The following is a 21,707-nucleotide window of genomic DNA, read 5'->3' on the forward strand; positions in this document are numbered from 1 at the left end:
ACAATGATGCCCTCGCCGCCGAACTAGCAGACAGCCACCTTTTCCCGGCTGCGAGAGACGAAGTTCGTTGTTCCCGCTGCCCCATACCGTCGCCTTGAACCATGCCACGCGCAAACTAGAGCAAAGGCAGCCAAAGTGAATTGAATGACCCCGGCTTCTAAACGCCAACCCGCATCCACTGTGGATGCGTCTAGCAAGTTGTTCAGGTCGATCAGAGTGTCCTTACTCCACAGGACAGCGCGACGGTCTGCGCTACGCCCTACAACATCACCTGCGTTGTTGATGTCAGCGGCGTTGAAGGCACCGAGATCGGTGACGGTGGCGCCGTCCCACAGGGCGGCGTGTGAGCCAGCATCGCCAGCGATATCGCTGTCACCCACCACTTGGCCTCGATCGTTTATCGCTCGAGCAAAGCTGTCAGTACCGCCCAGCGTACGTAAATCCGCAGCGATAGTGCCGTGCCACAAGATGGCATGCCTCGCCGCATTTTTCGTGATATCCCCGCGCCCACTATTTGGCCGGAATTATTAATGCCCAAAGCGAAAGTTTCACCGCCACCCAAAGTGCCGAGAAGGGTTTTGACACCGCCATTCCACAACGTTGCATTGGATTCGGAAAAAGCAGGCAAGTAGTGTTGCCCACCACTTGGTCTGTAAACCGGGAGGGCGGCTGCTGTTTCAGTCATAGAGGGAGTCCGCGGGCGGTCGTCTCGCACCACCGGCGGCGCAGCGACCAAAGACCTACGAACCCGCCGGTGAAGGCCAGCCAACCGCTGGGCTCCGGCACAGGCGACAGCGTCGCGCCGTTGAAGAATCCCGACCCGGTGCTCATGGTCTCTCCCGCGAAATTCTTGATGTCCGTCAGCTCGAAACGCACCGCGAACGGCGTTGACAGCGAAGCGCTGGTCTCAAAGCCGAACGTCGCCGTCACTGGATGGCTGTAATCGGTGTTGATCCAGCTCGCAGAGCCGCCCCCCGGATCCGCCGTCCACTGCAGCGTGATGACCTGGGGCACGCCGAAGTCAAGAGTGACGTCGCCCTTGGCATCCAGCAATGCGGCCCACGCTGCCACCGACCCTGGCCCGCTCGCCACGGGCGTCGCCAAGGCGTTGTCCCAGCTGAGTTGGAAGGTGACCGCGCTCAAATCGACCGCTGGCTTCGAGCCGAAGAAGAAAGTGGTGGTGGCCGTGCCTCCGGGAACAAAGCTGCCAGAGGTCATGTAGAGCATGACCTCATCGAAGTCAGCGACCGCGCGGGCAGACGGGCTGCACGTCAAGGCGGCAGCCACCAAAGCCAGGGTGGCCAGACGTGGCCGGGCAAGAGGGCGCACAGCACAAATGATTGACATGGTGGAACCTTCGGGTGAGGCGGATGAGAGCGCCTGTGCAGCATGCGCCCGCACCCCGTCGTGTCCAATCCCTATGCCGGCACGGTGACACGAGTCGGCTGCTTCGGCGGCGACGAATGCCTCTGCCTGACCTTGTCCCCCGCGCCATCGGCATCTTGCGCGCCGCTCAGACCGCCGCGCCCCCCAAGGTCGTGCTCTGGAGGTCGACGCTGCTAGGGAAGGTCTGGCAAGTTCAGGACACGCGCGCGTAGACGCATGTGTCGCGGGGATGCCCGTCGACACCAAGCGCCTCATTGCGCAGGATGCCTTCCAGCTCGAAGCCGCAACGTTCGGCAACCGCGCGGCTCCTGACGTTGCGCGGATCGCAGCGGATCTCGACACGGCGCGCGGACAGCACATCGAAGGCCAGGCCTGTCAGCAATCGCACGGCCTCGCTGACATGGCCCTGGCCCGCCGCCTCGGGGCGGATCCAGTAGCCGATCTCGAAGCGCCGCACCGTCCAGTCCATGCGGTGCAGGCCGGTGCCGCCCAGCAGCCGACCCGGGCTTCCATCGGCGCGGCGGGCGTAGATGTGGAAGCACAGGTCGCGTCGGGCGATGAAGTCGGCCTGCATGCGGCGCACCACCATCTCCGAGCTCTCCGCTGTCGGCGCCTCCTGGGCCCACGGCATCCAGGGGCGCAGATGCGAGATCGCCTGCGTGATGACGACGGCCAGCTCCGCGCCGACGCCGGCACGCGGCATCAGCAGCACGGTGCGCTCGCCGTCCAGGCGCTCGGGGATGTCGATCAACAGCGGATCAAGACTCATGGGCACCCTTCGCGCTGCGCGCTGTCCCGCCGGGCGGGAGCTGAGCCCCTTCGGGCGGCCGAACGGGGCTCATGCTGTCACCACTTCAACCGGCTTGGGCAGTTCGCGCACGCCGCGGATGACTGGGTGACGCCAGGCCAGGGCCGCCAGCAGGCACGCGCCTACGCCCGAGAAGGCCAGCGCCGAGCGCAGGCCCATGTGCTCGCCCAGCCAGCCACCGATCAGTGCGCCCGGCCCGGCAGGCAGCAGGATGAGCCAGCGCATCGTGCTCGTCATGCGGCCCAGCATGGGCGCCGGCGTGACGGCCTGGCGCAGCGACAGGAAGTTGATGAAGATCAGCACGGCACCGAAGCCGAAGGCGAACAGCATCACGCCAAAGCTGACCACGCCCAGATGACCCGCCGGCGCCAGCGCCAGCTGCAGCCAGCCGACACCGCAGGCCGCATAACCCAGCACCAGGCATGGCCCCGGGCCGATGCGGCGGCTGATACGGTGGCCGAAGATGCTGGCCAGCACGGTACCGGCGCCCAGCGCGACGTAGGACAGGCCGACCGTCTGCGGCGCGAGCTGCAGCTCGCGCGTTGCAAACAGGATCTGCACGACCAGGGCGGCGTTGTGGAAGAGCTGCCAGCCACCGGTGGCGGTGGCCAGGCTGATGAGCAGCTTGTGCGAGCGCACGAAAGCCAGGCCTTCCTTCAACGAGGGCCAGAAAGCGCCGCGCGTGGCCGACAGCTGCTCCTGCACGCGGATGCCACGCAGGATGACTGCCGACGCGAGCAGGGCCACGGCATCCACGGCCAAGGCCAGCGGAGCGCCCAGCAGCTTGATCAGCACGCCGGCCAGGCCCGGCCCGACGACCTCGGCGCCAGAACCGGCCAAGGCGTTCTTGGCATGCGCCTCGACAAGCCGCTCGCGTGGCACCACCTGGGTCAGCACGATCTGCGCGGCGCTGCCAGCCGTCGTGTGCACGGTGCCCAATACGAAACCAACGACATACAGCCAGCCCATGCCCAGCCAACCCATCCACGCGGCCAGCGGCACCGTGGCCACCGCGAAGGCGAGCAGGGTCTCACCCGCCACATAGACCGGCAGCTTGCGCATGCGATCCAGCAGCACGCCCGAGGGCAGCGAGAACAGCACGAAGGGCAGGATCTCCATCGCCTGCAGCAGGCCCATCTGCGTGGGGCTGGCGTTGAGCAGCACGGCGGCCGTCAGTGGCAGGGCCAGCATGGTGACCTGGCCGCCAAGGGAGGATATGAGGATGGACGACCACAGCCGCCGGTAGATCGCATCGCGCAGCAGGTCGCCGGGCGCGAGGGTGAAAAACTTGGAGAACATGACGCTGGAGGCTCCGACAGGACTCGACGGGCGGGTCAGCCCCGCCGGGATGAAACGACGCGCAGGGGCGTCAGTCGAGGTCGAGCAACTTGGTCATGCGCTGCATGCTAGCAGCGCGGCCGCGCGGTGTCGCGTGCCGGCAGTCATGGCTTGCGGACGACAAGCTCGGTGTAGCCCGTGGCCGAATCGAATTCGCGCGACAGCGAGCCGGTGGGCAGCGACTCAATCAGCAACTCGGCCGTCGTGCCCACCTCGCAGCCGGCACACACATGGCCGCCGAACACGCGACCCGCCGCATCGGACACGCTGGCATGCAGATGCGCGCCATCGGGCGTCAGGCTGCCGCTGAGCGTCAGGATTTCGAGCGGCCCGGCGATGGTGGTCGGCTCCGGTTCGCCAGCGAAGCGCAATTGCGCATGAACGAGGCTGCCGATGCCGGCGACGACAAAGCCGGTGCGGCCTTCCAGCGCGCCGCGCAGGTCGTCCCCGGGGTTCAGGCGCAAGACCTCCACTTCAGTAGCCCACGGCCGCGCCATCGCGCCGCGGATCGCTGGCCGCCACATAGCCCTCGACACCCGGATCACCCAGCCGCCAGATGAACTGGCCGGCGCCGAAGTCCTGGTAGCTGTCGTGGATGTCGCCGATCTCATGGCCGCGCGCGCGCAGCGCCTCGATGGTCGCCGCCGGCATGTGCAGCTCGACGTTGATCGACAAACCTTCGTTGAAGCGCCAGCGCGGCGCATCGCAGGCAGCCTGCGGGTTCTGGCCGTAGCAGAGCATGCGCACCAGCGTCTGCAGATGCCCCTGCGGCTGCATGTTGCCGCCCATGACGCCGAAGCTCATCACGGGCGCGCCGTCCTTCGTCAGGAAGGCCGGGATGATGGTGTGGAAGGGCCGCTTGCCCGGTGCGACCTGGTTGGGGTGGCCGGCCTCCAGCGTGAAGCAATGGCCACGGTTCTGCAGGCTGATGCCATAGCCCGGCAGCACCAGGCCAGAGCCGAAGCCCATGTAGTTGCTCTGGATGAAGCTGACCATCATTCCCGATTCATCGGCCGCGGTCAGATAGATGGTGCCGCCCTTGATGGGGTTGCCGGCACCGAAGGCCTGGGCGCGCTGCGGGTCGATGAGCTTGGCGCGCGAAGCAAGGTAGCCGGGATCGAGCAACTGGGCCGCGCTGACCGTCATCGCGCCGGGCTCGGCCACGTAGCGGTAGACGTCGGCAAAGGCCAGCTTCATCGCTTCGATCATCAGATGCTGGGCCTCGGGGCTGTCGACCTCGTGCGCCGTCACATTGCAATGCGCCAGCAGGCCCAGCGCCATCTGTGCGGCGATGCCCTGGCCGTTGGGCGGGATCTCGTGCAACGTATGGCCCGCAAAGTCCTTCGCCAGTGGTGTAACCCACTCAGGCTGATAGCCCGCCAGGTCGGCCTCGGTCAGCGCGCCGCCGGTCTCGCCCGCAAATCGAACGAGCGCCTTCGCAATCTCGCCGCGGTAGAACGCCTCGCCCTTGGACTCCGCAATCAGCTTCAGGCTGCGCGCCGCTTCCTGAAAGCGAAACAGCTCGCCCACCTCGGGCGCTCGCCCTTGCGGCAGAAAAGCCCGAGCAAAGCCGGGCTGCGATGTGAGCTCGCTCAACGCCGCCGCCATCGCCCACTTGCCCTGCACGATCGGCGGCACCGCATAGCCGCGCTCGGCGATCTCGATGGCGGGTTGCATCAGATCGGCGAACGGCAGCTTGCCGAAGCGCTCGCTCAGTGCGATCCAGCCGCCCACGGCGCCAGGCACGGTCACCGAGCCCCAGCCTCTCCTGGGCATGACCTGCCCCCCAAAGAACTCCGGCGTCCACGCTGCCGGCGCTGGGCCGGATGCGTTCAGGCCATGCAGCCGCTTGCCGTCCCACAGGATGCAGAACGCATCCGAGCCGAGGCCGTTGCTGCAGGGTTCGACCAGCGTCATGCAGGCCGCCGTCGCGATCGCCGCATCGACCGCGTTGCCGCCCGCCTGCAGCATGCGCAACCCGGCCTGGGCCGCCAGTGGATGCGAGGTCGAGACGATGTTGCGCGCGAACAGCGGGCTGCGCCGGCTTGAATAGCCAGCGCTCCAGTCGAAGTGGGATGCGGTGTTCATGCGCCCGATTCTGCCGGTGTAAGGCTTTGCAACGTGGTCAACGATGCCGGGCGAGGCGTCGTTGTCACCCCAAGCTTGCGCAAGCCGAACCGAAATCCCCGAACCACCTTGGAGCCCTCAAGATGAACACGCTGAAGACCACGATCGCCACTGCCCTCATCACGCTCGCTTCGGGCGTGGCCCTGGCCCAGACTCCGGCTGCCACGCCGGCCACCGCTGCGACACCCGCCACGGCGGCAACACCGGCTACCAAGGCCGCACCGGCCACCGCCGCCACGCCTGCAGTCGCCGCCACGCCGGCCGATGCAGCCAGCGCTGCCAAGCACGCGCCCAAGCACCATGCGAAGAAGCACGCTGCCGCCAAGACCGGCGACATGCCTGCCAAGACCGAAACCAAGACGCAGTAAGCGCATCAGCGCTCCGCGCAAGGCCGCAGCCCGCAATGGCTGCGGCCTTTTTGTTGCCCGATCAGCGGATCGGCGCCATCTCTTTCAGTGCCTTCACCGCACCGGCGCCCATGGCCGCGCCAAAACGCTTGGCCAGGCGCTCAGCGACGTTCTCGCGCGGCGTGTAGTCGATGACGTCCTCGGCCTTGACGACCTCGCGGGCCACATAGTCGAGGTTGCCGAAGTGGTCGGCCAGGCCCAGCTTGACGGCCTGCTCGCCGTTCCAGAACAGGCCCGAGAAGGTCTCCTGCGTCTCCTTGAGCCGCTTGCCGCGGCCTTCGCGCACGACGGCGATGAACTGCTGATGGATCTGGTCCAGCATGGCTTGCGCGTAGGCGCGCTGCTTGGGGTTCTCCGGAGTGAACGGGTCCAGCATGCCCTTGTTCTCGCCGGCGGTCAGCAAGCGGCGCTCGACGCCGACCTTGTCCATCAGCCCGGTGAAGCCAAAGCCATCCATCAGCACGCCGATGGAGCCGACGACCGAGGCCTTGTCGACATAGATCTCGTCGGCCGCTGCGGCGATGTAGTACGCGCCGGATGCACACATCTCCTCGACGACGGCATAGACCGGCTTGTCGTACTGCTTCTTCAGCCGCTTGATCTCGTCGTAGACGATGCCGGCCTGCACCGGGCTGCCACCGGGCGAGTTGATGCGCAGCACGACGGCCTGGGCCGCGTCGTCCTTGAAGGCGTCTTTCAGCGCGGCCAGCAACTGCTCGGCGCTGGCCTCGGTGTCGGCGGCGATCTCGCCACGCACCTCGACCAGGGCGGTGTGCGGCGTCGTCGACGGCGTCACGTGCTTGCCCTGCAGCCACAAGCTGTAGACCAGCAGGGCCGCGAGCAGCAACCAGAACAGCCGGAACACCGTGCGCCAGCGCCGCTCCAGCCGGCGCTCACGCAGGAAGTCGCGGGCCAGCTGGGCCAGCAGCGTCTCGTTTTGCGGCGTGAGCTGTACCGGCACGCCGACGGGCTCGGGCATCGGGGGAGGCAGGGAGTCGTCAGAGGTGCTGCTCATATCAATCTTCAAAAGCGGGCTTGGTGTCCCGGGTCGGGTGCCAGTAGACCTCGCCATCGCGCTCGGTCAGGTCGATCTTCGTCAAGCGGCCGCGGTTACAGGGGCCCATGACGCATTGGCCGGTCGATGGTTCGTAGACGGCGCCATGGATACTGCACATGATGAAGCGCTTGTCGCTGTCCAGGAACTCGCCTTCCTGCCAGTCCATCTCGGTGGGCACATGGGCGCAGCGGTTCAGGTAGGCGACCGCCTTGCCGTCGAAACGCAGCGCGAAGGCCCGCACCGGCTCGCGCCACTGGATGACGTCGAAGCTGACGGCCTTGCCGCGCTCCACGAGTTCGGCCGAAGCGCACAGGCGCTGCAGCGGCGCGACTTCGGGCTCAGGCATGCACGATCAACCAGTCATGCAGCTCGCGTGTCGAGTGCGCAACGAAGAGCGGCTTGAACTCGGAAAAGGTCTCGTGGTCATGCGCGCCAAAACTGACCGCGACGCAGGGCACGCCGGCATTGACGGCCAATTGCAGGTCGTGCGTTGTGTCGCCGATCATCAGCGTGCGCTCGGGCTCCGTGCCGAACTCCTTCATCAGCTCCAGCAGCATCTGCGGGTGCGGCTTGGAACGCGTCTGGTCGGCTGTGCGCGTGCCGTCGAACAGATGACCCAGTTCGCTGGACGCCAGCACGCGGTCCAGGCCCGCGCGGTTCTTGCCGGTCGCCACGGCCAGCCAGTGATGCCTCGCCTTCAAGGCCTCCAGCATCTCGAGCGTGCCCTCGAACAGCGACAGCTCGTGCTCCGAGGCGAGATAGTGGTGGCGATAGCGCAGGCCCAGTTCGGGGTAGCGCTCGGCGGCCAGGCCGGGCACGGCATGCTCCAGCGCATCGCGCAGGCCCAGGCCGATGACATAGCGGCAGTTTTCGAACCCGGGCTCAGGCAGGCCGATGTCGACGGCGGCGCGCTGGATGCAGCGGGCGATCAGCGCGGTGGAGTCGAACAGCGTGCCATCCCAGTCGAAGGCGATCAGGTCGAAGCGTTGGGGGCGGGAAATCATGAAGGGATTGTCGATGTTCGGGCTTTCGCCTTGAGACTCAGGGGCGCTCGACTTGGCGCAAGCGAGATGCATAACCGGGGATCGGCTCCAGCCGGCAAGGCTGACGGGCGCCTTCGGCGGCCGGTTCGGTGAACAGCCGGACTGCGGGCGATTCGAGTGTCACGCCGGCCTCAAGCAGGATGTCCCAGATGGCTTCGTAGCGCGCTGCCACATCGGCCGCATTGCCAGTGCAGAAGGCTTCTCTCAGCACTGCGGCGACGGGATTGCAGCTGACGGGAGAACCCTTCGGCTGATATGGCATGGTGGCGCCGCGCGCCCAGCTTGCGAAATGCGGCCTCCACGCCTCGAATTGCTCCTGATCCCCGCCTGCTTCCCAGAAGGCTGCCATGACGAAGCAGCCCTTGGCCGGCCCGGCGGCTTCGATGAGCCGGTCAAAAGCATCGAGCTGGCCTTGCTGGGTCGCCACGCCCAACAGCCAATGCGGCCCAGGCCCGCCTAGGATCATTGGCTGCTCACCGAAGTAGGACATCACCCCGGGTTCGCGCAATCGCTGCTCGATCACCGCCCACGGCAGGCCGCCAGCAGCCAATTCGTGCGCATGGCCGGCTCGCTCTTGGAGCGTCAAAGGCGCAAGGCCCCAGCGCTGCCGAAATCGCTCCACCGCGGCGTCCTCGGCACGCGCCCAGAGCTGAAGCAACCACCAACGCCGAGTTTGCATCGACGCATCCCGCAGGGACTGCTCGGCCAACCAATGGTAGAGCTCCGGATGCCGCGTACAACCGGGCCCTGCGCAAACAGCCGCGACCGCCAGAGGCATTGCGAGGCCCGACCTGCCCTGCTTGGACAAGCGCTGCCAGAAGGCCGGCATCCTCGGCTCGGCGCCCTCGACGTATTGCCCCATTGCCTCGGCCCAGGCGAATGCCTGCGATCCCGCTCGCAGGTCGCACCAAACGTCGTCGGCGGTGCCCACATCCGCCAACAGCGTGTCGCGGTGCCGGGGGCGGGCCTGCCCATTGCGCAACGGCTTCATCTCGACCGCCAGCTTCAGCCCCAACTGCTCCATCCGCTTCTGAACTGTTGCCACGCGGCGCTTGGCCAGCGCCGTCTGCGCTCTCTTGGCCGGCGACAAGTGCAGGGCCAGCTCGTTCGCCGGGCACTGCGCGGCACGCACCGCCAACTCGTTCAGGGCGACAAGGCCGTCGCGTGTCAGTCGATCGGTGCGCGCTTCGAATTGCAGGGGAATGGGCGCAGGCGGCATGATCGTCATGGCGGCCACCCACGAGCCGCCCAGAGAGGCCGCGACGATGAAGGCCGCCCGGCCCAACCGCTCAAGCGCCCGCCACAACTTCATGCGGCACTGTCCACCAGGCTTCGGCAATCGGCAGGCAATGGCGCCTCGCAGGTCACCGTCTCCCCCGTCGCCGGATGCTGGAACTGCAGCTTTCGCGCATGCAAGAACATGCGGTCGAACTTGGCACGCCCACGCGCCAGCTCGCGGTTGCGCTCGAAGTCGCCGTACTTGGGGTCGCCGACGATGGCGTGACCGGCCTGCTGCAGGTGGACGCGGATCTGGTGGGTGCGGCCGGTCTTGATGGTCACGTCCAGCAGGCTGAAATGCGGCGTGCGCTGAACGACCTTCACCAGGCTGATCGACCGCTTGGCGCCTTCCTCATCCGCCTTGCCCGGCCTCACCCAGCGCTCGCCGTCGCCGCCGACGAACTTCACAAGCGGCACGTCGATGACCTTGAGCTTGGCCGGCCACTCGCCCCAGACCAGGGCGGCGTAGGTCTTGCCCGTCTCGCGCTCGCGCAGCTGATCCTGCAGTGCCACCAGCGCGCTGCGCTTCTTGGCGATCATCAAGAGGCCGGAGGTTTCCTTGTCGAGCCGGTGCACCAGCTCCAGGAACTTGGCCGTCGGCCGCGAGCGGCGCAGCGCCTCGATGACGCCGTAGCTGACGCCCGAGCCGCCATGCACCGCCACGCCGGCCGGCTTGTCGATGACAAGCAGGTGCTCATCCTCGAACACCACCGGAAACTCACGCGCCGGCGCCTCGGGCTGAGCCGGGCGCTCGGGCAGGCGTACCGGCGGGATGCGCACCTCGTCACCAATTTCCAGCCGGGTGTCGGCCTGGGCCCGGCCTTTGTTGACCCTCACTTCGCCGGCCCGGATGACCCGGTAGACGTGGGTCTTGGGCACACCCTTGAGTTCGCGCAGCAGGAAGTTGTCCAAGCGCTGCCCGGCGGAGCCTTCGTCCACCGTGACCCGGCGCACGGCTGGTGCCGTGGCAGGGGTTTGCGTGGTGTCGGGCGACACTTGGCCTACCCCTATAATCCTTTTCACCACGTTGCTGCCGTAAGTATTTGATTTGTTTGATTTTAGCGGCGGTAACGTGTGGCCGACGGGGCACAGCCCTGGCGGCCACAGGCGATGCAACGCGAAAGACGGCCGGCAGGTTTCCTCCCCGAGTGAGTGAACGGCCCGCTGCCCGACGCGGCAGAGCGATGACACAAGAACCCGCGAGCCCCGCTGCCCTTGATTGTTTCAAGGAACCCGGCGCCCGCAGACAACAAGGTTTCCATGGCGACAGAGCACCTGGCCTTCGGGCCGCGCGAGCTGTCACCAGCGTCCAGCAGCCCATGCAGATGAGCATGCCCCTCCCCCCACACGCACCTCTGCGGCCCCGGCTAGATCCCGGTGTGGCCGCCCTGCCCCGGCTTGTTGCCGGGCGGGTGCGCGCGGGAGCCGGCGGCTCGGCTCGCATGACCGCTGCTGCGGCGCACGCGCCAACGCCAACTGCGCGCTGACCCCCACGGTCGGCCGCGCTTTCGGTCCAGGGCGATTCCTTCCTCGGTTCTCGAGTCATTGCCCGTGCATCTTTAGCCGCCAGCGCTTTGGCTTGGCGGCGCGATGAACGTGCGCGTTTCGCGGCGGCTGACAAGCCGCCCGGCGCGAGAGGAGTGATGACATGAAACGCATGCTGATCAATGCGACGCAGCCGGAAGAGCGGCGCCTCGCGATCGTTGATGGCCAGAAGCTGCTGGACTTCGAGACCGAAATCGAAGGCCGTGAGCAGCGCAAGGGCAATATCTACAAGGCCGTCGTGACGCGGGTCGAGCCCTCGCTCGAAGCCTGCTTCGTCGACTACGGCGAGGACCGCCACGGCTTCCTGCCGTTCAAGGAAATCTCGCGCCAGTTCTTCCGCGAGGGCACCGACGTCAAGAACGCGACCATCAAGGACGCGATCAAGGAAGGCCAGGAGCTGCTGGTCCAGGTCGAGAAGGAAGAGCGCGGCAACAAGGGCGCGGCGCTGACCACCTTCGTCAGCCTGGCCGGCCGCTATCTGGTGCTGATGCCCAACAACCCGCGCGGCGGTGGCGTTTCGCGCCGCATCGAGGGCGAGGACCGCGAGGAGCTGAAGGAAAACCTCGACCAGCTCGAGTACCCCAAGGGCATGTCCCTGATCGCACGCACCGCGGGTATCGGCCGCACGGCGCCCGAGCTGCAGTGGGACTTGAACTACATGCTCAAGCTCTGGACCGCGATCGATGACGCGGCCAAGGGCGGCAAGGGCGCCTACCTGATCTACCAGGAATCCAGCCTGGTCATCCGCGCGATCCGCGACTACTTCACGTCGGACATCGGCGAGATTCTGATCGACACGGACGACCTGTACGAGCAGGCCAGCCAGTTCATGAACCACGTGATGCCCGACCAGGGCCATCGCGTGAAGCGCTACCGCGACGACGCACCGCTGTTCAGCCGCTTCCAGATCGAGCACCAGATCGAGACGGCCTTCAGCCGCACGGTGAACCTGCCGTCCGGCGGCGCCATCGTCATCGACCACACCGAAGCCCTCGTGTCGGTCGACGTCAACTCGGCCCGCTCGACCCGCGGCACCGACATCGAAGAGACGGCCACCCGCACCAACCTCGAAGCGGCCGACGAAATCGCCCGCCAGATGCGCCTGCGCGACCTCGGTGGCCTGATCGTTGTCGACTTCATCGACATGGAGGAGAGCAAGAACCGCCGTGACGTGGAACAGCGCCTGCGCGACGCACTGCGCCAGGACCGCGCCCGCGTGCAGTTCGCCTCCATCAGCAAGTTCGGCCTGCTCGAAATGAGCCGCCAGCGCCTGCGCCCGGCGCTCAGCGAAGGCAACCACATCACCTGCCCGCGCTGCAACGGCACGGGCCACATCCGCGACACCGAGTCCTCGGCACTGCAGATCCTGCGCATGGTCCAGGAAGAGGCCATGAAGGACAACACCGCCGCCGTGCACGTGCAGGTGCCGGTGGAAGTGACCTCCTTCCTGCTGAACGAGAAGCGCACCGAGATCACCAAGATCGAGCTCAAGCAGCGCGTCACCGTGCTGCTGGTGCCCAACAAGCACCTCGAGACGCCGAACTACAAGCTCGAGCGCCTGCGCCACGACGACCCGCGCCTGGAGAACCTGCAGGCCAGCTACACGATGATCGAGGAGCCGACCGACGAGGTCGGCATCACGCGTCGCGGCGACGTCGAGAAGAAGAACAAGCAGGAGCCGGTCATCAAGGGCATCCTGCCCGAGCAGCCCGCGCCGGTCGCCGCACCGAAGCCCGAGCCCGTCGCGGCCGCGCCCGCACCGGCGCCCGTCGTTGCGCCCCCGCCGCCAGCACCGCAGGCCAAGGGCTTCTTCAGCCGCCTGTTCAGCTTCTTCGGCGGTGGCGATGCCGCGCCGGCCCCGGCACCTGCTGTCCAGGCGCCCGCAGCGGCGCCCGCCGCAACGGACAAGCCCAAGCGCGAAGGTGGCCGTGACGGCCGCCGCGACGGTGGCCGCCGTGGTGAGCGCGGCGAGCGTAGCGAACGCGGTGAGCGCAACGAGCCGCGTGGCCAAGGTGGCCGCCGCGATGGCAAGCCGCAGGAAGCCCGCGGTGAGCGTGCCGAACGCGGTGACCGCAAGCCGCGCGCCGAAGGCGCTGACAAGCCTGAACAGCAGCAACGCCCGGAGCGCGGCGAGCGCACCGAACGTGGTGAGCGTGCTGAACGTGGTGAGCGCACCGAACGCGGTGGTGACCGCCCGGAGCGTGGTGAGCGCCGCCCTCGTGGCGAGCGCCAGGAGCGCCCGCCGGTCGAGACCGTGGCCGCCTTGCCGGTTGCCGCGCCGTTGAGCGAAGACTTGGCCGCCGTCCACGACGCGCCGCCGGCCTTTGTCGACAGCCAGGCCGAAGCCGCCCTGCCTCCGACTGGCGACACGCCGGCCGGTGAAGAGCGCCAGGGCCGTGGCCGCCGCCGTCGCCGTGGTGGCCGCGAGCGCGACGATCAGACGGGCACCGAAGGCACGGCAGAAGCCGGCGTCGAAGCACCGGCTGAAGTTGTTGCTGACGCAGGCGCCGAAACCACGCCGCCCGTCGAAGGTGATGACGCCGAGGGCCATGGCCGCGAAAGCCGCCGTCGCGGCGGTCGCAATCGCAACCGAGGCCGCCGTGAGGAAGGTGCCGTCGAAGGCCAGGAAGCCACTGCTGGCGAGGAGGCCGCTTCGGCCGCCGCGCCGATGCAGAGTTCGCTGATCGAAGACGCGATGGCCAATGCCGCCGCACCGGTCCAGGCGCCCGCAGCCGTGGCCGCCGCGCCGGCTCCGGTCGCTGCACCTGCGCCGGCCCCGGCGCCGGTTGTCCAAGCCTTCAAGCTGCCGATGGGCGAGCTTCAATCCATCGCCGAAGGTGCCGGCCTGCAATGGGTCAACTCCGACGCCGACAAGATCGCCGCTGTGCAGGCCGCCATCGCGGCCGAGCCCGCACCGGCCCCGCTGGGCCGCGAGCCGGCAGCGGTCGCCGTTGTCGACGAGGGCCCGCTGGTGCTCGTGGAAACCCGCAAGGATCTCAGCCAGGTGAAGCTGCCTTTCGAGGCATGATTCGGGTCGGCTGATCCCACCCTCCAACGCCGCTCGGCCACAAGCCGGGCGGCGTTTCTCTTTTTCAGAGCCCCAACTCCGAGGCCCCCATGACGACCACTGTCACCGCAGACGCCGCCACCGCGGCAAGCCCCGCGGCCAAGATGCCGCCGCAGATCCCCTACATCATCGGCAATGAGGGATGCGAGCGCTTCAGCTTCTATGGCATGCGCAACATCCTGACGGTCTTCATGATGACCAGCCTGCTGCTGGCCATTCCCGAGGACCTGCGCAAGGCCGAGGCCAAGGAGGTGTTCCACACTTTCGTCATCGGCGTCTACTTCTTCCCGCTGCTGGGCGGTTGGCTGGCCGACCGCTTCTTCGGCAAGTACCCGACCATCTTCTGGTTCAGCGCCGTGTACTGCGCGGGGCATGCCTGCCTGGCCCTGTTCGACGACAACATCCGGGGCTTCTACTTCGGCCTGTTCCTGATCTCGCTCGGCTCGGGCGGCATCAAGCCCTTGGTGAGTTCATTCGTTGGCGACCAGTTTGACAAGAGCAACCGGACGCTGGCGCAGAAGGTCTATGACGCCTTCTACTGGATCATCAACTTCGGCAGCTTCTTCGCGTCGCTGCTGATGCCCCTCATCCTGAAGAACTATGGCGCCAGCGTCGCCTTCGCGCTGCCGGGTCTGCTGATGCTGGCCGCCACCGTCATCCTGTGGAGCGGCCGCAAGAAGTATGTGCACCAGCCGGCGCGCGGCGCCAATCCGCACAGCTTTTTGAAGGTGGTTTGGACGGCCTTGAAGGCCGGCGGCGCTGGCGCCGCCGTGGCATCGCTTGGTCTCGTTGGTGCGGCCTACTCGCTGAGCCGCATCGATGGCCTGGGCCTCGTGCCGGCGGTCTGCCTGGCCCTCGTGCTGGTGATGGGCTTTGGCGGCGTGGGCGCGGCGATGCAGCTGGAGCGCGCGCGCGGCGTGCATCCGGACGAGGCTGTCGACGGTGTGCGTAGCGTGCTGCGCGTGCTGGTGCTGTTCGCGCTGGTCACGCCGTTCTGGTCGCTGTTCGACCAGAAGGCCTCGACCTGGGTGCTGCAGGCCGATCAGATGGCCAAGCCCGCCTGGTTCCAGTCGTCCATGATGCAGGCGCTGAACCCGGCGCTGGTGATGATCCTGATCCCCTTCAACAACCTGGTGCTCTATCCCACGCTGCAACGCATGGGCCTGCAGGTGACGGCACTGCGCCGCATGGGCGCAGGCATCGCGCTGGCGGGTGCGGCCTGGATCGTCGCCGGCGTGTTGCAGCTGTGGCTGGACGAAGGCACGACGGTCAGCATCGTCTGGCAGATGCTGCCCTATGCGCTGCTGACGCTGGGCGAGGTGCTGGTCTCGGCCACCGGGCTGGAGTTCGCCTACAGCCAGGCACCGCTGTCCATGAAGGGCACGATCATGAGCTTCTGGAGCCTGTCGGTGACCATCGGCAACCTGTGGGTGCTGCTGTCCAACGTCAGCATCAAGAGCCCGGCGGCACTGCAGGCGATCAAGTCGACCGGCTACAGCGAGACCGCCTGCCTGATGTTCTTCTTCGCCGGCTTCGCGCTCGTGGCCGCGACCCTGTTTGCGCTCGTGGCAAGGCGCTATCCGATGCTGAACAATTACCGCAGCTGAAGTGCGGCGGTGAATAGCCACCTTGGTTTCAGCGCCTGGCTCAGTAAGCTGCGCGGCACATGACAGACGCTCAAAATCGCCGCCCCTACGTCGATCCCACGCTGGTCGATCACCATGCACCACGCGCCGCGCCTGAGCCGGCGCCCGAAGCTGCGGCCTGGCAGCAGTCCTCGAACCGCCCGCGTCCGGCGGGCGCCCGGTCGCCGCGCACCCGCGTGATCCGCGAATCCAAGCGCGGCTACTTCGCCCGCCACTGGCATGGCGAGATGAGCCTGGTGCGTAGCTACTGGGTCAACAACTTCCTCGTCGCCACGCCACTGGCTTTCCTGCTGACGGGCCTGATGACCTGGATCAGCGTCAAGGGCGACTCGCTACAGGTCAGCGCCATCTCGCTGCTGGTGACCATGCCGCTGCTGCTGGCGCTGAACCTGTGGTGCATCGTCGGCGCCTGGCGTGCCGCGGCCAACTATCTGCGCGAAAGCGGCTCGGCACTCTGGGGGTGGCTGGCGCGCATCACGCTGGCATTGAGCACCCTGCAGTTGTTGGCCTCGGTGGTGTTCGGCTTCCTGCCCAGCGTGGGCGAGTACTGGTCCATGGCCCGCGGCGTCGACCCGCTGGGGCAGGCCAAGTTCAGCTTCTCCGCCGATGGCCGCAGCCTGCGGCTGGATGGTGTCATCGGCATGGGCGACGGCGAGCGACTGCGCCAACTGCTGAACAGCGAGGCAGCACGGGACCTCAAGCGCGTGGAGCTGGCATCACCGGGCGGCCGCGTGCGCGAAGCCGAGCGCATGGCCGCTGCCCTGAAGGCACGCGGACAGGCCAGCCGCGCGGTGGGCACCTGCGCCAGCGCCTGCACCCTGGTCTTCCTGGCCGGGCAGCCCCGCCATATGACGGCCACGGGCGAGCTGGGCTTTCATCGCGCATCCACCGGCACCTACAACCCGGTCTTCGAGGAACTGGCCAACCAGCAATTGGCCAAGACCTACACCGAGCTGGGCCTGCCACAGCCCATGATCGACAAGACGCTGCGTACGCCGTCGCGCAGCATGTGGTTCGTGCCGCGCGACGAGCTGGTCTCCTACGCCTTGATCGCGCCAGCGCCACCCACACTGGCGGTGCCACTGCCGGCCGCCAATGCCACGCTGGCCGATTTCGACGACGCATTGCACATGCACCCCGTGTGGGAGGCGCTGGACAAGCGCACCCCAGGCACCGTGGACGACATCGCCAAGCGCATGCTGGCCGCCCACCAGGCCGGCGCCAGCGAGGAGGAGGTGCAAGCCACCGTGCTGTCGCCCCTGGCCCGCCAGATGCCGGATCTGCTCGGCGGCACCGACGCCGTGTTGCGCCACCGCTATGTGCAACTGGTGTCCGACCAGCTGAAGGCCCTGCGCGCACCACCCGCGGGCGTCAGTGCCGGGGCCTGCCGCGACCTGCTCGACGGGCGCCTGGGCGTGCGCCCGCAGCTCCCGCAGGCCTTACAGGTGCGCGAAGCCCAATGGCTGCAGGACGTGGCCAATGGCACGCTGCCACACCGGCAGCCCAAGCCGGTCAGCGCCCTTGAGATCGAGGTCCTTGAGCGCACCGTGGGGCCGACGGCCATGGGCATGCTGTCGCGCCTGTGGGTCGACGCGCCCGAGGCGGCCAAACCCAGCGTCGCTGCCAGCTGCGACCCCGCCATCGCCATGCTGGACCGCCTGCAGGGCCAGCCTCCGGCCCGCCGGGACCTGGCGGAGCGGCTGCTCTTCCAGCCATCGCGCTGATCAGGACCGCATAAGTTCGCTTGGGTGAAATTACCCAGGCCAGCTGATGCCGGTCGTCCCTTCGCCCTTTCTACGATACCGCTCGGTTGCCAATTCGGCACCGCTTTTCATGGAGTTGCTTTCGTGACCATCGCCTCCCCGCTGCGCCTGCCTTTGCTTGGCGCCCTGCTCGGCCTCAACCTCGCCGCCCAGGCGGCACCGAGCGCGCCCGCCGCCGTCAGCTTCGACACCACGCCGCGTGCCGGCCAGCATCAACGACAGCGGATCGACCTGCAAGCCGTCATGAAGATGCGCGTCGAGGCCGGCCCCGACGCGACGGACGAGCAGCGCGCCAAGGCGGCCCAAGCCGCCGAGGGCATGGCGCTGATGGGGCCGATGAAGATGAGCATGCACATGGAGCAGACCATGCAGGTCGGCGCTGCGGACACCGCGGGCTGGCTGCCGCTGAGCTTGGCGGTCGGCGCCAAGGGCGGCAGCGTGGAAATCGGTGGCAAGCCCACACCGCTGCCCAGTCTAGGCAAGACCGACATGCGCATTGCAGCGCGCTTCAACCCCAAGGACTTCGGCTTCGAGGTGCAGAAGGTCGAGGGCGGCTCACCCGAGCTGAGCGAGGCCATGAGCAATCAGGGCAAGGCCGCGATCAGCGAGTCCCTGCAACTGCTCAAGGCCCTGAGCCAGCGCCCGTTGAAGGTCGGCGACAGCGTCGAGGTGCCGCTGAACATGGCCCTGCCCATGCCGCTGCCAGGCGGCGCCGGCGGCATGCAAGGCCTGGTGCGCTACACGCTGGCCCGCGTGGACAAAGGTGTGGCGCATTTCGACCTGAGCATGGATCTCAACATGAACATCGACACCCCGCTGCCAAGGCCCGCGGCTGCTGCATCCGCGGCCAGCGGCGCGGCCGCGGACGCTGCACCGCCGATGCTGCACATGCAGATCACGGGTGGTGGCAAAGGCACGAGCTCGCTGCGCCTGGCCGACCGCCTGCCGCTGGCCAGCCAGCTCGCCATGGACATGAAAATGACGATGAACGGGCCCGACAACGGCCGGATGTTCATGGACATGGACATGGTCGTGCAGTCCAAGGGCGAGTCCCTCGCCAAGCCCGCTGCCGCCAAGCCAGCGGTCAAGAAGGCGCCCTGAGCGGGGGCGCCAGGACTCGACTCTAAGGCGCCGCCTTCTCCACGACGACAAAGGCGACGGCATAGTCCTGCTCGTCGCTGACCGTCACATGGGCGCTCAAGCCTCGGGCGGCGAACCAATCGGCCAGCGCCCCATGCAGTGCGATCTCGGGCTTGCCACTGCGCGCCTTGACAACCTCCATGGCCCGCCAGGTCATGGGCATGCGCATTCCCATGCCGATGGCCTTGGAGAAGGCCTCCTTGGCGGCGAAGCGCGTCGCCAGATAGGCCTCGCCGCGCGCGTCGACCTTGGCGCGGCGCTCCCTGAAGACGGTCAGTTCGTGCGGGCCCAGCACCTTCTCGGCAAAGCGCTCACCGCGCCGCGCGAGCGTGGCTCGGATGCGGCGGATGTCGCAGACGTCGGTGCCGATGCCGTAAATCACTGGTACGCCGTGGCAATGACCTGTTGATAGCTACGCACCGTATCGGCGTAGCCCAGCTCCAATGCATCGGCTATCAAGGCATGGCCGATGGACACCTCCTGTACGCCCGGGACATGGCGCAGGAACAGGCTGAGGTTGTCGCGATTCAGGTCGTGGCCAGCATTCAGCCCCAAGCCCACCTTGAGCGCCGCCTCGGCCGTGGCCGTGAAACCGGCCAGCACGGCGTCCTGACGTTCGGTACCGAAGGCGCTGGCAAAGGTCTCGGTATAGAGCTCGATGCGATCCGCGCCCAGCTCGGCCACGGCCGCCATCGCGGCCGGATTCGGGTCCATGAAGAGGCTGACGCGCACACCCAGGCTTTGCGCTTCACGGATCAGCGGCTTCAGTCGGCCGGCATCCTGCGGCAGCATCCAGCCATGGTCGGACGTGAACTGCTCTTCGGAGTCGGGCACGAAGGTGACCTGATGAGGCCGGTGCTTGCGCACGAAGTCCATCAGGTTCTGCGTCGGGTTGCCTTCGATGTTGAACTCGGCCTGGGGCCAATCCTTCAGGAAGGCGGCGAGGTCGTCGACGTCGCCGGCACGGATGTGCCGCGCATCGGGGCGGGGGTGGACCGTGATGCCCTGGGCGCCTGCCAGCAGGCATTGCTCTGAAGCACGCAGCACGCTGGGAATGCCCAGGTGGCGGGTGTTGCGTAGCAGCGCGACCTTGTTGACGTTGACCGACAGGGCGCAGCGCGCGCCAGCGTGGGCAAGGGGGTTCATGCGCCCATCGTAGTGGAGCGGCACAACCCTGGCGCGTCAGGGGGAAGTGCTCAACACCATCAGCAAACCGTCGCGCACGTCGCCGCCAGCCGGAAGCCAGACAACCGCAAAACCGCCCTTGGCGTCGCCGGCGGCCGTGAAGCGCTGCTGCCAGGCCGGGTTGCCGGTCTCCACGCGGCCGGCACTGGCGGCGAGCTTCCAGGCCGGCGTGGCAGCCTGCTGGTAATGGCCCAGCACGACCTCCCAGGCGGTATCGCCGGGCAGCCGGTAGAGCTGGGTGTCCACGACCCGCGCCTGCATCGCCTTGCTGACAACCACGTTGGCACGGCGAGCGGCGGACAGCGAAGGCTCACCGAAATGATCCCAGTCCACCGCCACGGCGCCGGCCGGCGGAGTGGGCAGCGCCACGACCGGCGTTGCGGTGGCGGCGGTGCTCATCATCAGCAAGCCCAGGCCGGCGAGCAGCCAGGCGCGGCGGGCCGGGTCGGTGGGAAGTTGGGACTCATGGCTTGGCATGTTCGCGGGTGACGATCCAGGTGCCGTTGAAGGCCGCACCGGCGCCGCTGCTGGCGGCCTGCTCCAGATCGGGACGGCCGTTGGGCAGGGTGCGCGTGGCGACGCTGGGCACCAGCGCCCAGAATAGCTTGTCGTCGGCACTGACCTGGTCGCTGATCTTGGCGTCCATGGCGGCCTTGACGCCGAACTGGGTCCATTCCTTCAGCACCGAGGCGGCAATGCCCACGGCCGGATTGGCACGGCCCGCGGTCTTGTCGACAACCGTCAGCACGCTCTTCAGCGTCGCATTGATCAGGTCGCCCTGCTCCTTGGCGTCCTTGGTGATGTCCTTGACCGCTGCGCTCACGGCGCCGGCGTAGTAGCCGGCCGTCTCCGCGTTGACGAAGCGCTGGCCGCCACCGGGAGCAGCAGTCTGGGCCTCGAAGCGCGCGGCCGGGTTCTCGTTCTTGCCGTTGCCCAGCGAGATCTGCGCCTGGATCTCGCCCAGGGTGTTGAAGTCCTTGGCGTTCAGCGAAGCCTTGGCATAGGCCGCCAGCGCCGAGCCGTTGGCCGTTTCGCGGTTGGCGGCCAGTTCGCGCATGACGCCATTGGTGTCGCTCAGGATCAGCTGGCCCATGCTGCGCCGCACGTTCTCGGCGGCGTCGGGCCGGCCGCGGCCCGCCAGATCGGTCATCACCGAAGCGGCGTCGGCGAAGACGCGGGCCTTGGTGTCGGCATCACCGATGCCGCTGGCGACCTTGAGCAACTGCTCCAGCGGCTTGGTATCGGTGCGCACCGCGCCGACGCCGCCACCCATGCCACCCGCGACGAGGAGGGTCTCGTTGGTGGCCGCCTTCAGCACCGCCTGGCGCTGCTCGGGCAGCAGGCCCTGCAGGGCCTGCTGGGCGGTGGCGGAATCCATGCTGCCGATCACCTCGGCGATCGCGCGAGCCTGCGGATCGTGCAGGCGCGACTCGTTCATCGTGTCGATGGCGGTTTGGTCTGTCGAGGCGCCGGCCAGCTGTTTGACGAAGTCGAGCTTGGTCTGGTTGCTGCCATGCTGACCGACGGCGGCGGCCAGGTCGGTGATGTTGTCGTCGGACAGCAGGCGGTCGCGCGAGGTCTGGCGGCCGGTGGTGCGGTCGAACGCCTGTGACAGCTTGGCCAGATCAGCGCCGCTGAGGTCGCGGGCCATCTCGTTGAAGAAGTCGCGCCGCTCGCCCTGGCTCAGCCCGCCATTGCCGAACCACGAGTCGTCGTTCATCTCGTCGGCGATCTGGCGCAACTCGTCCGCGCCGAGCTTCGCCATGACCGCCCGGCTGTCCGCCGCGTCGAGGTTGGACAGGATGGACTTGACGCTCTTGATGTCGCCGTTGGTGACGGGGTTGAACCAGCCCGTCTCCATGTGGTGGCGGATGTCCTTGACGGCGCTGTCGACGGTGTTGGGCGGCATGGTGGGCT

At 67.5% G+C, this 21,707-nt stretch carries 20 protein-coding genes; 5 read left to right on the plus strand and 15 right to left on the minus strand.

From position 1 onward, the window contains the following. Nucleotides 1–23: 23 nt before the first annotated feature. The 6 genes from ACXJKM_RS23500 to ACXJKM_RS23525 form a co-directional block, all read right to left on the minus strand. A complete protein-coding gene (locus ACXJKM_RS23500; RefSeq protein ID WP_457355605.1) occupies nt 24–467 on the minus strand; it encodes a hypothetical protein in 444 nt (147 codons plus the stop codon). A 214-nt stretch (nt 468–681) separates the two neighbouring features. Continuing rightward, nucleotides 682–1,227: a PEP-CTERM sorting domain-containing protein gene (locus tag ACXJKM_RS23505; protein ID WP_457355606.1), complete on the minus strand. Its 546-nt coding sequence runs from the start codon at nt 1,225–1,227 to the stop codon at nt 682–684. Nucleotides 1,228–1,579: 352 nt separating this feature from the next. Then, nucleotides 1,580–2,155: a GNAT family N-acetyltransferase gene (locus tag ACXJKM_RS23510; RefSeq protein WP_457355608.1), complete on the minus strand. Its 576-nt coding sequence runs from the start codon at nt 2,153–2,155 to the stop codon at nt 1,580–1,582. 69 nt (nt 2,156–2,224) lie between these two features. Further along, complete coding sequence (locus ACXJKM_RS23515) at nt 2,225–3,493, minus strand: MFS transporter (protein WP_457355610.1); 1,269 nt, start codon at nt 3,491–3,493, stop codon at nt 2,225–2,227. Between the two features lie 143 nt (nt 3,494–3,636). Further along, nucleotides 3,637–4,029 carry a PPC domain-containing DNA-binding protein gene (locus ACXJKM_RS23520; protein ID WP_457355612.1) on the minus strand — a complete coding sequence of 131 codons (393 nt, stop codon included), beginning with the start codon at nt 4,027–4,029 and terminating at the stop codon, nt 3,637–3,639. Beyond that, nucleotides 4,007–5,620 (minus strand): gamma-glutamyltransferase family protein, encoded by a 1,614-nt coding sequence (locus ACXJKM_RS23525; RefSeq protein ID WP_457355614.1) that lies wholly within the window; start codon nt 5,618–5,620, stop codon nt 4,007–4,009. The genes ACXJKM_RS23520 and ACXJKM_RS23525 overlap by 23 nt, the downstream gene beginning before the upstream one ends. A 122-nt stretch (nt 5,621–5,742) precedes the next feature. Here ACXJKM_RS23525 and ACXJKM_RS23530 point away from each other — a divergent pair, with 122 nt between their 5' ends. Next, nucleotides 5,743–6,027: a hypothetical protein gene (locus ACXJKM_RS23530; protein ID WP_082533018.1), complete on the plus strand. Its 285-nt coding sequence runs from the start codon at nt 5,743–5,745 to the stop codon at nt 6,025–6,027. Between the two features lie 61 nt (nt 6,028–6,088). On the opposite strand, the gene sppA is transcribed toward ACXJKM_RS23530, so the two are convergent. Genes sppA through ACXJKM_RS23555 form a run of 5 tightly spaced genes read right to left on the minus strand, consistent with a single transcriptional unit; the run spans nt 6,089 to nt 10,440 of the window. Then, nucleotides 6,089–7,081, minus strand: a complete 993-nt coding sequence (sppA, locus tag ACXJKM_RS23535; RefSeq protein ID WP_457355616.1) for a signal peptide peptidase SppA — start codon at nt 7,079–7,081, stop codon at nt 6,089–6,091. Nucleotide 7,082: 1 nt separating this feature from the next. Continuing rightward, the gene (locus ACXJKM_RS23540) at nt 7,083–7,469 is read right to left on the minus strand and encodes a Rieske (2Fe-2S) protein (RefSeq protein WP_457323412.1); all 387 of its coding nucleotides are present in this window, start codon (nt 7,467–7,469) and stop codon (nt 7,083–7,085) included. Next, the gene (locus ACXJKM_RS23545; RefSeq protein ID WP_457355618.1) at nt 7,462–8,127 is read right to left on the minus strand and encodes an HAD family hydrolase; all 666 of its coding nucleotides are present in this window, start codon (nt 8,125–8,127) and stop codon (nt 7,462–7,464) included. Before ACXJKM_RS23545 ends, ACXJKM_RS23540 begins: the two co-directional genes overlap by 8 nt. Before the next feature lie 37 nt (nt 8,128–8,164). Further along, entirely contained in the window at nt 8,165–9,478 is a 1,314-nt protein-coding gene (locus tag ACXJKM_RS23550; protein WP_457355620.1) for a hypothetical protein, read from the minus strand. Beyond that, complete coding sequence (locus ACXJKM_RS23555) at nt 9,475–10,440, minus strand: RluA family pseudouridine synthase (protein WP_457355622.1); 966 nt, start codon at nt 10,438–10,440, stop codon at nt 9,475–9,477. The genes ACXJKM_RS23550 and ACXJKM_RS23555 overlap by 4 nt, the downstream gene beginning before the upstream one ends. A gap of 652 nt (nt 10,441–11,092) precedes the next feature. Here ACXJKM_RS23555 and ACXJKM_RS23560 point away from each other — a divergent pair. The 4 genes from ACXJKM_RS23560 to ACXJKM_RS23575 all read left to right on the plus strand — a co-directional run bounded on the left by ACXJKM_RS23560 (nt 11,093) and on the right by ACXJKM_RS23575 (nt 18,566). Continuing rightward, nucleotides 11,093–14,017, plus strand: coding sequence for an Rne/Rng family ribonuclease (locus tag ACXJKM_RS23560; protein WP_457355624.1), 2,925 nt, complete (start codon nt 11,093–11,095; stop codon nt 14,015–14,017). A gap of 89 nt (nt 14,018–14,106) precedes the next feature. Further along, nucleotides 14,107–15,663, plus strand: a complete 1,557-nt coding sequence (locus ACXJKM_RS23565) for a POT-type proton-dependent oligopeptide transporter (RefSeq protein WP_457355626.1) — start codon at nt 14,107–14,109, stop codon at nt 15,661–15,663. A 59-nt stretch (nt 15,664–15,722) separates the two neighbouring features. Then, a complete protein-coding gene (locus tag ACXJKM_RS23570; protein WP_457355628.1) occupies nt 15,723–17,426 on the plus strand; it encodes a hypothetical protein in 1,704 nt (567 codons plus the stop codon). 123 nt (nt 17,427–17,549) lie between these two features. Continuing rightward, nucleotides 17,550–18,566 carry a hypothetical protein gene (locus ACXJKM_RS23575; RefSeq protein WP_457355630.1) on the plus strand — a complete coding sequence of 339 codons (1,017 nt, stop codon included), beginning with the start codon at nt 17,550–17,552 and terminating at the stop codon, nt 18,564–18,566. Nucleotides 18,567–18,588: 22 nt separating this feature from the next. Here ACXJKM_RS23575 and acpS read toward each other — a convergent pair whose 3' ends face one another. From acpS to ACXJKM_RS23595, 4 genes are read right to left on the minus strand one after another with little or no spacing between them, the layout of a single operon-like run. Then, nucleotides 18,589–18,987, minus strand: coding sequence for a holo-ACP synthase (acpS, locus tag ACXJKM_RS23580; protein WP_457355632.1), 399 nt, complete (start codon nt 18,985–18,987; stop codon nt 18,589–18,591). Continuing rightward, the gene (locus tag ACXJKM_RS23585; RefSeq protein ID WP_457355634.1) at nt 18,984–19,751 is read right to left on the minus strand and encodes a pyridoxine 5'-phosphate synthase; all 768 of its coding nucleotides are present in this window, start codon (nt 19,749–19,751) and stop codon (nt 18,984–18,986) included. Before ACXJKM_RS23585 ends, acpS begins: the two co-directional genes overlap by 4 nt. A 36-nt stretch (nt 19,752–19,787) precedes the next feature. Beyond that, entirely contained in the window at nt 19,788–20,267 is a 480-nt protein-coding gene (locus ACXJKM_RS23590) for a hypothetical protein (protein ID WP_457355636.1), read from the minus strand. Further along, a complete protein-coding gene (locus ACXJKM_RS23595; RefSeq protein WP_457355638.1) occupies nt 20,254–21,699 on the minus strand; it encodes a hypothetical protein in 1,446 nt (481 codons plus the stop codon). The genes ACXJKM_RS23590 and ACXJKM_RS23595 overlap by 14 nt, the downstream gene beginning before the upstream one ends. Nucleotides 21,700–21,707 lie beyond the last annotated feature (8 nt).

Source organism: Roseateles sp. P5_D6, from assembly GCF_054049415.1.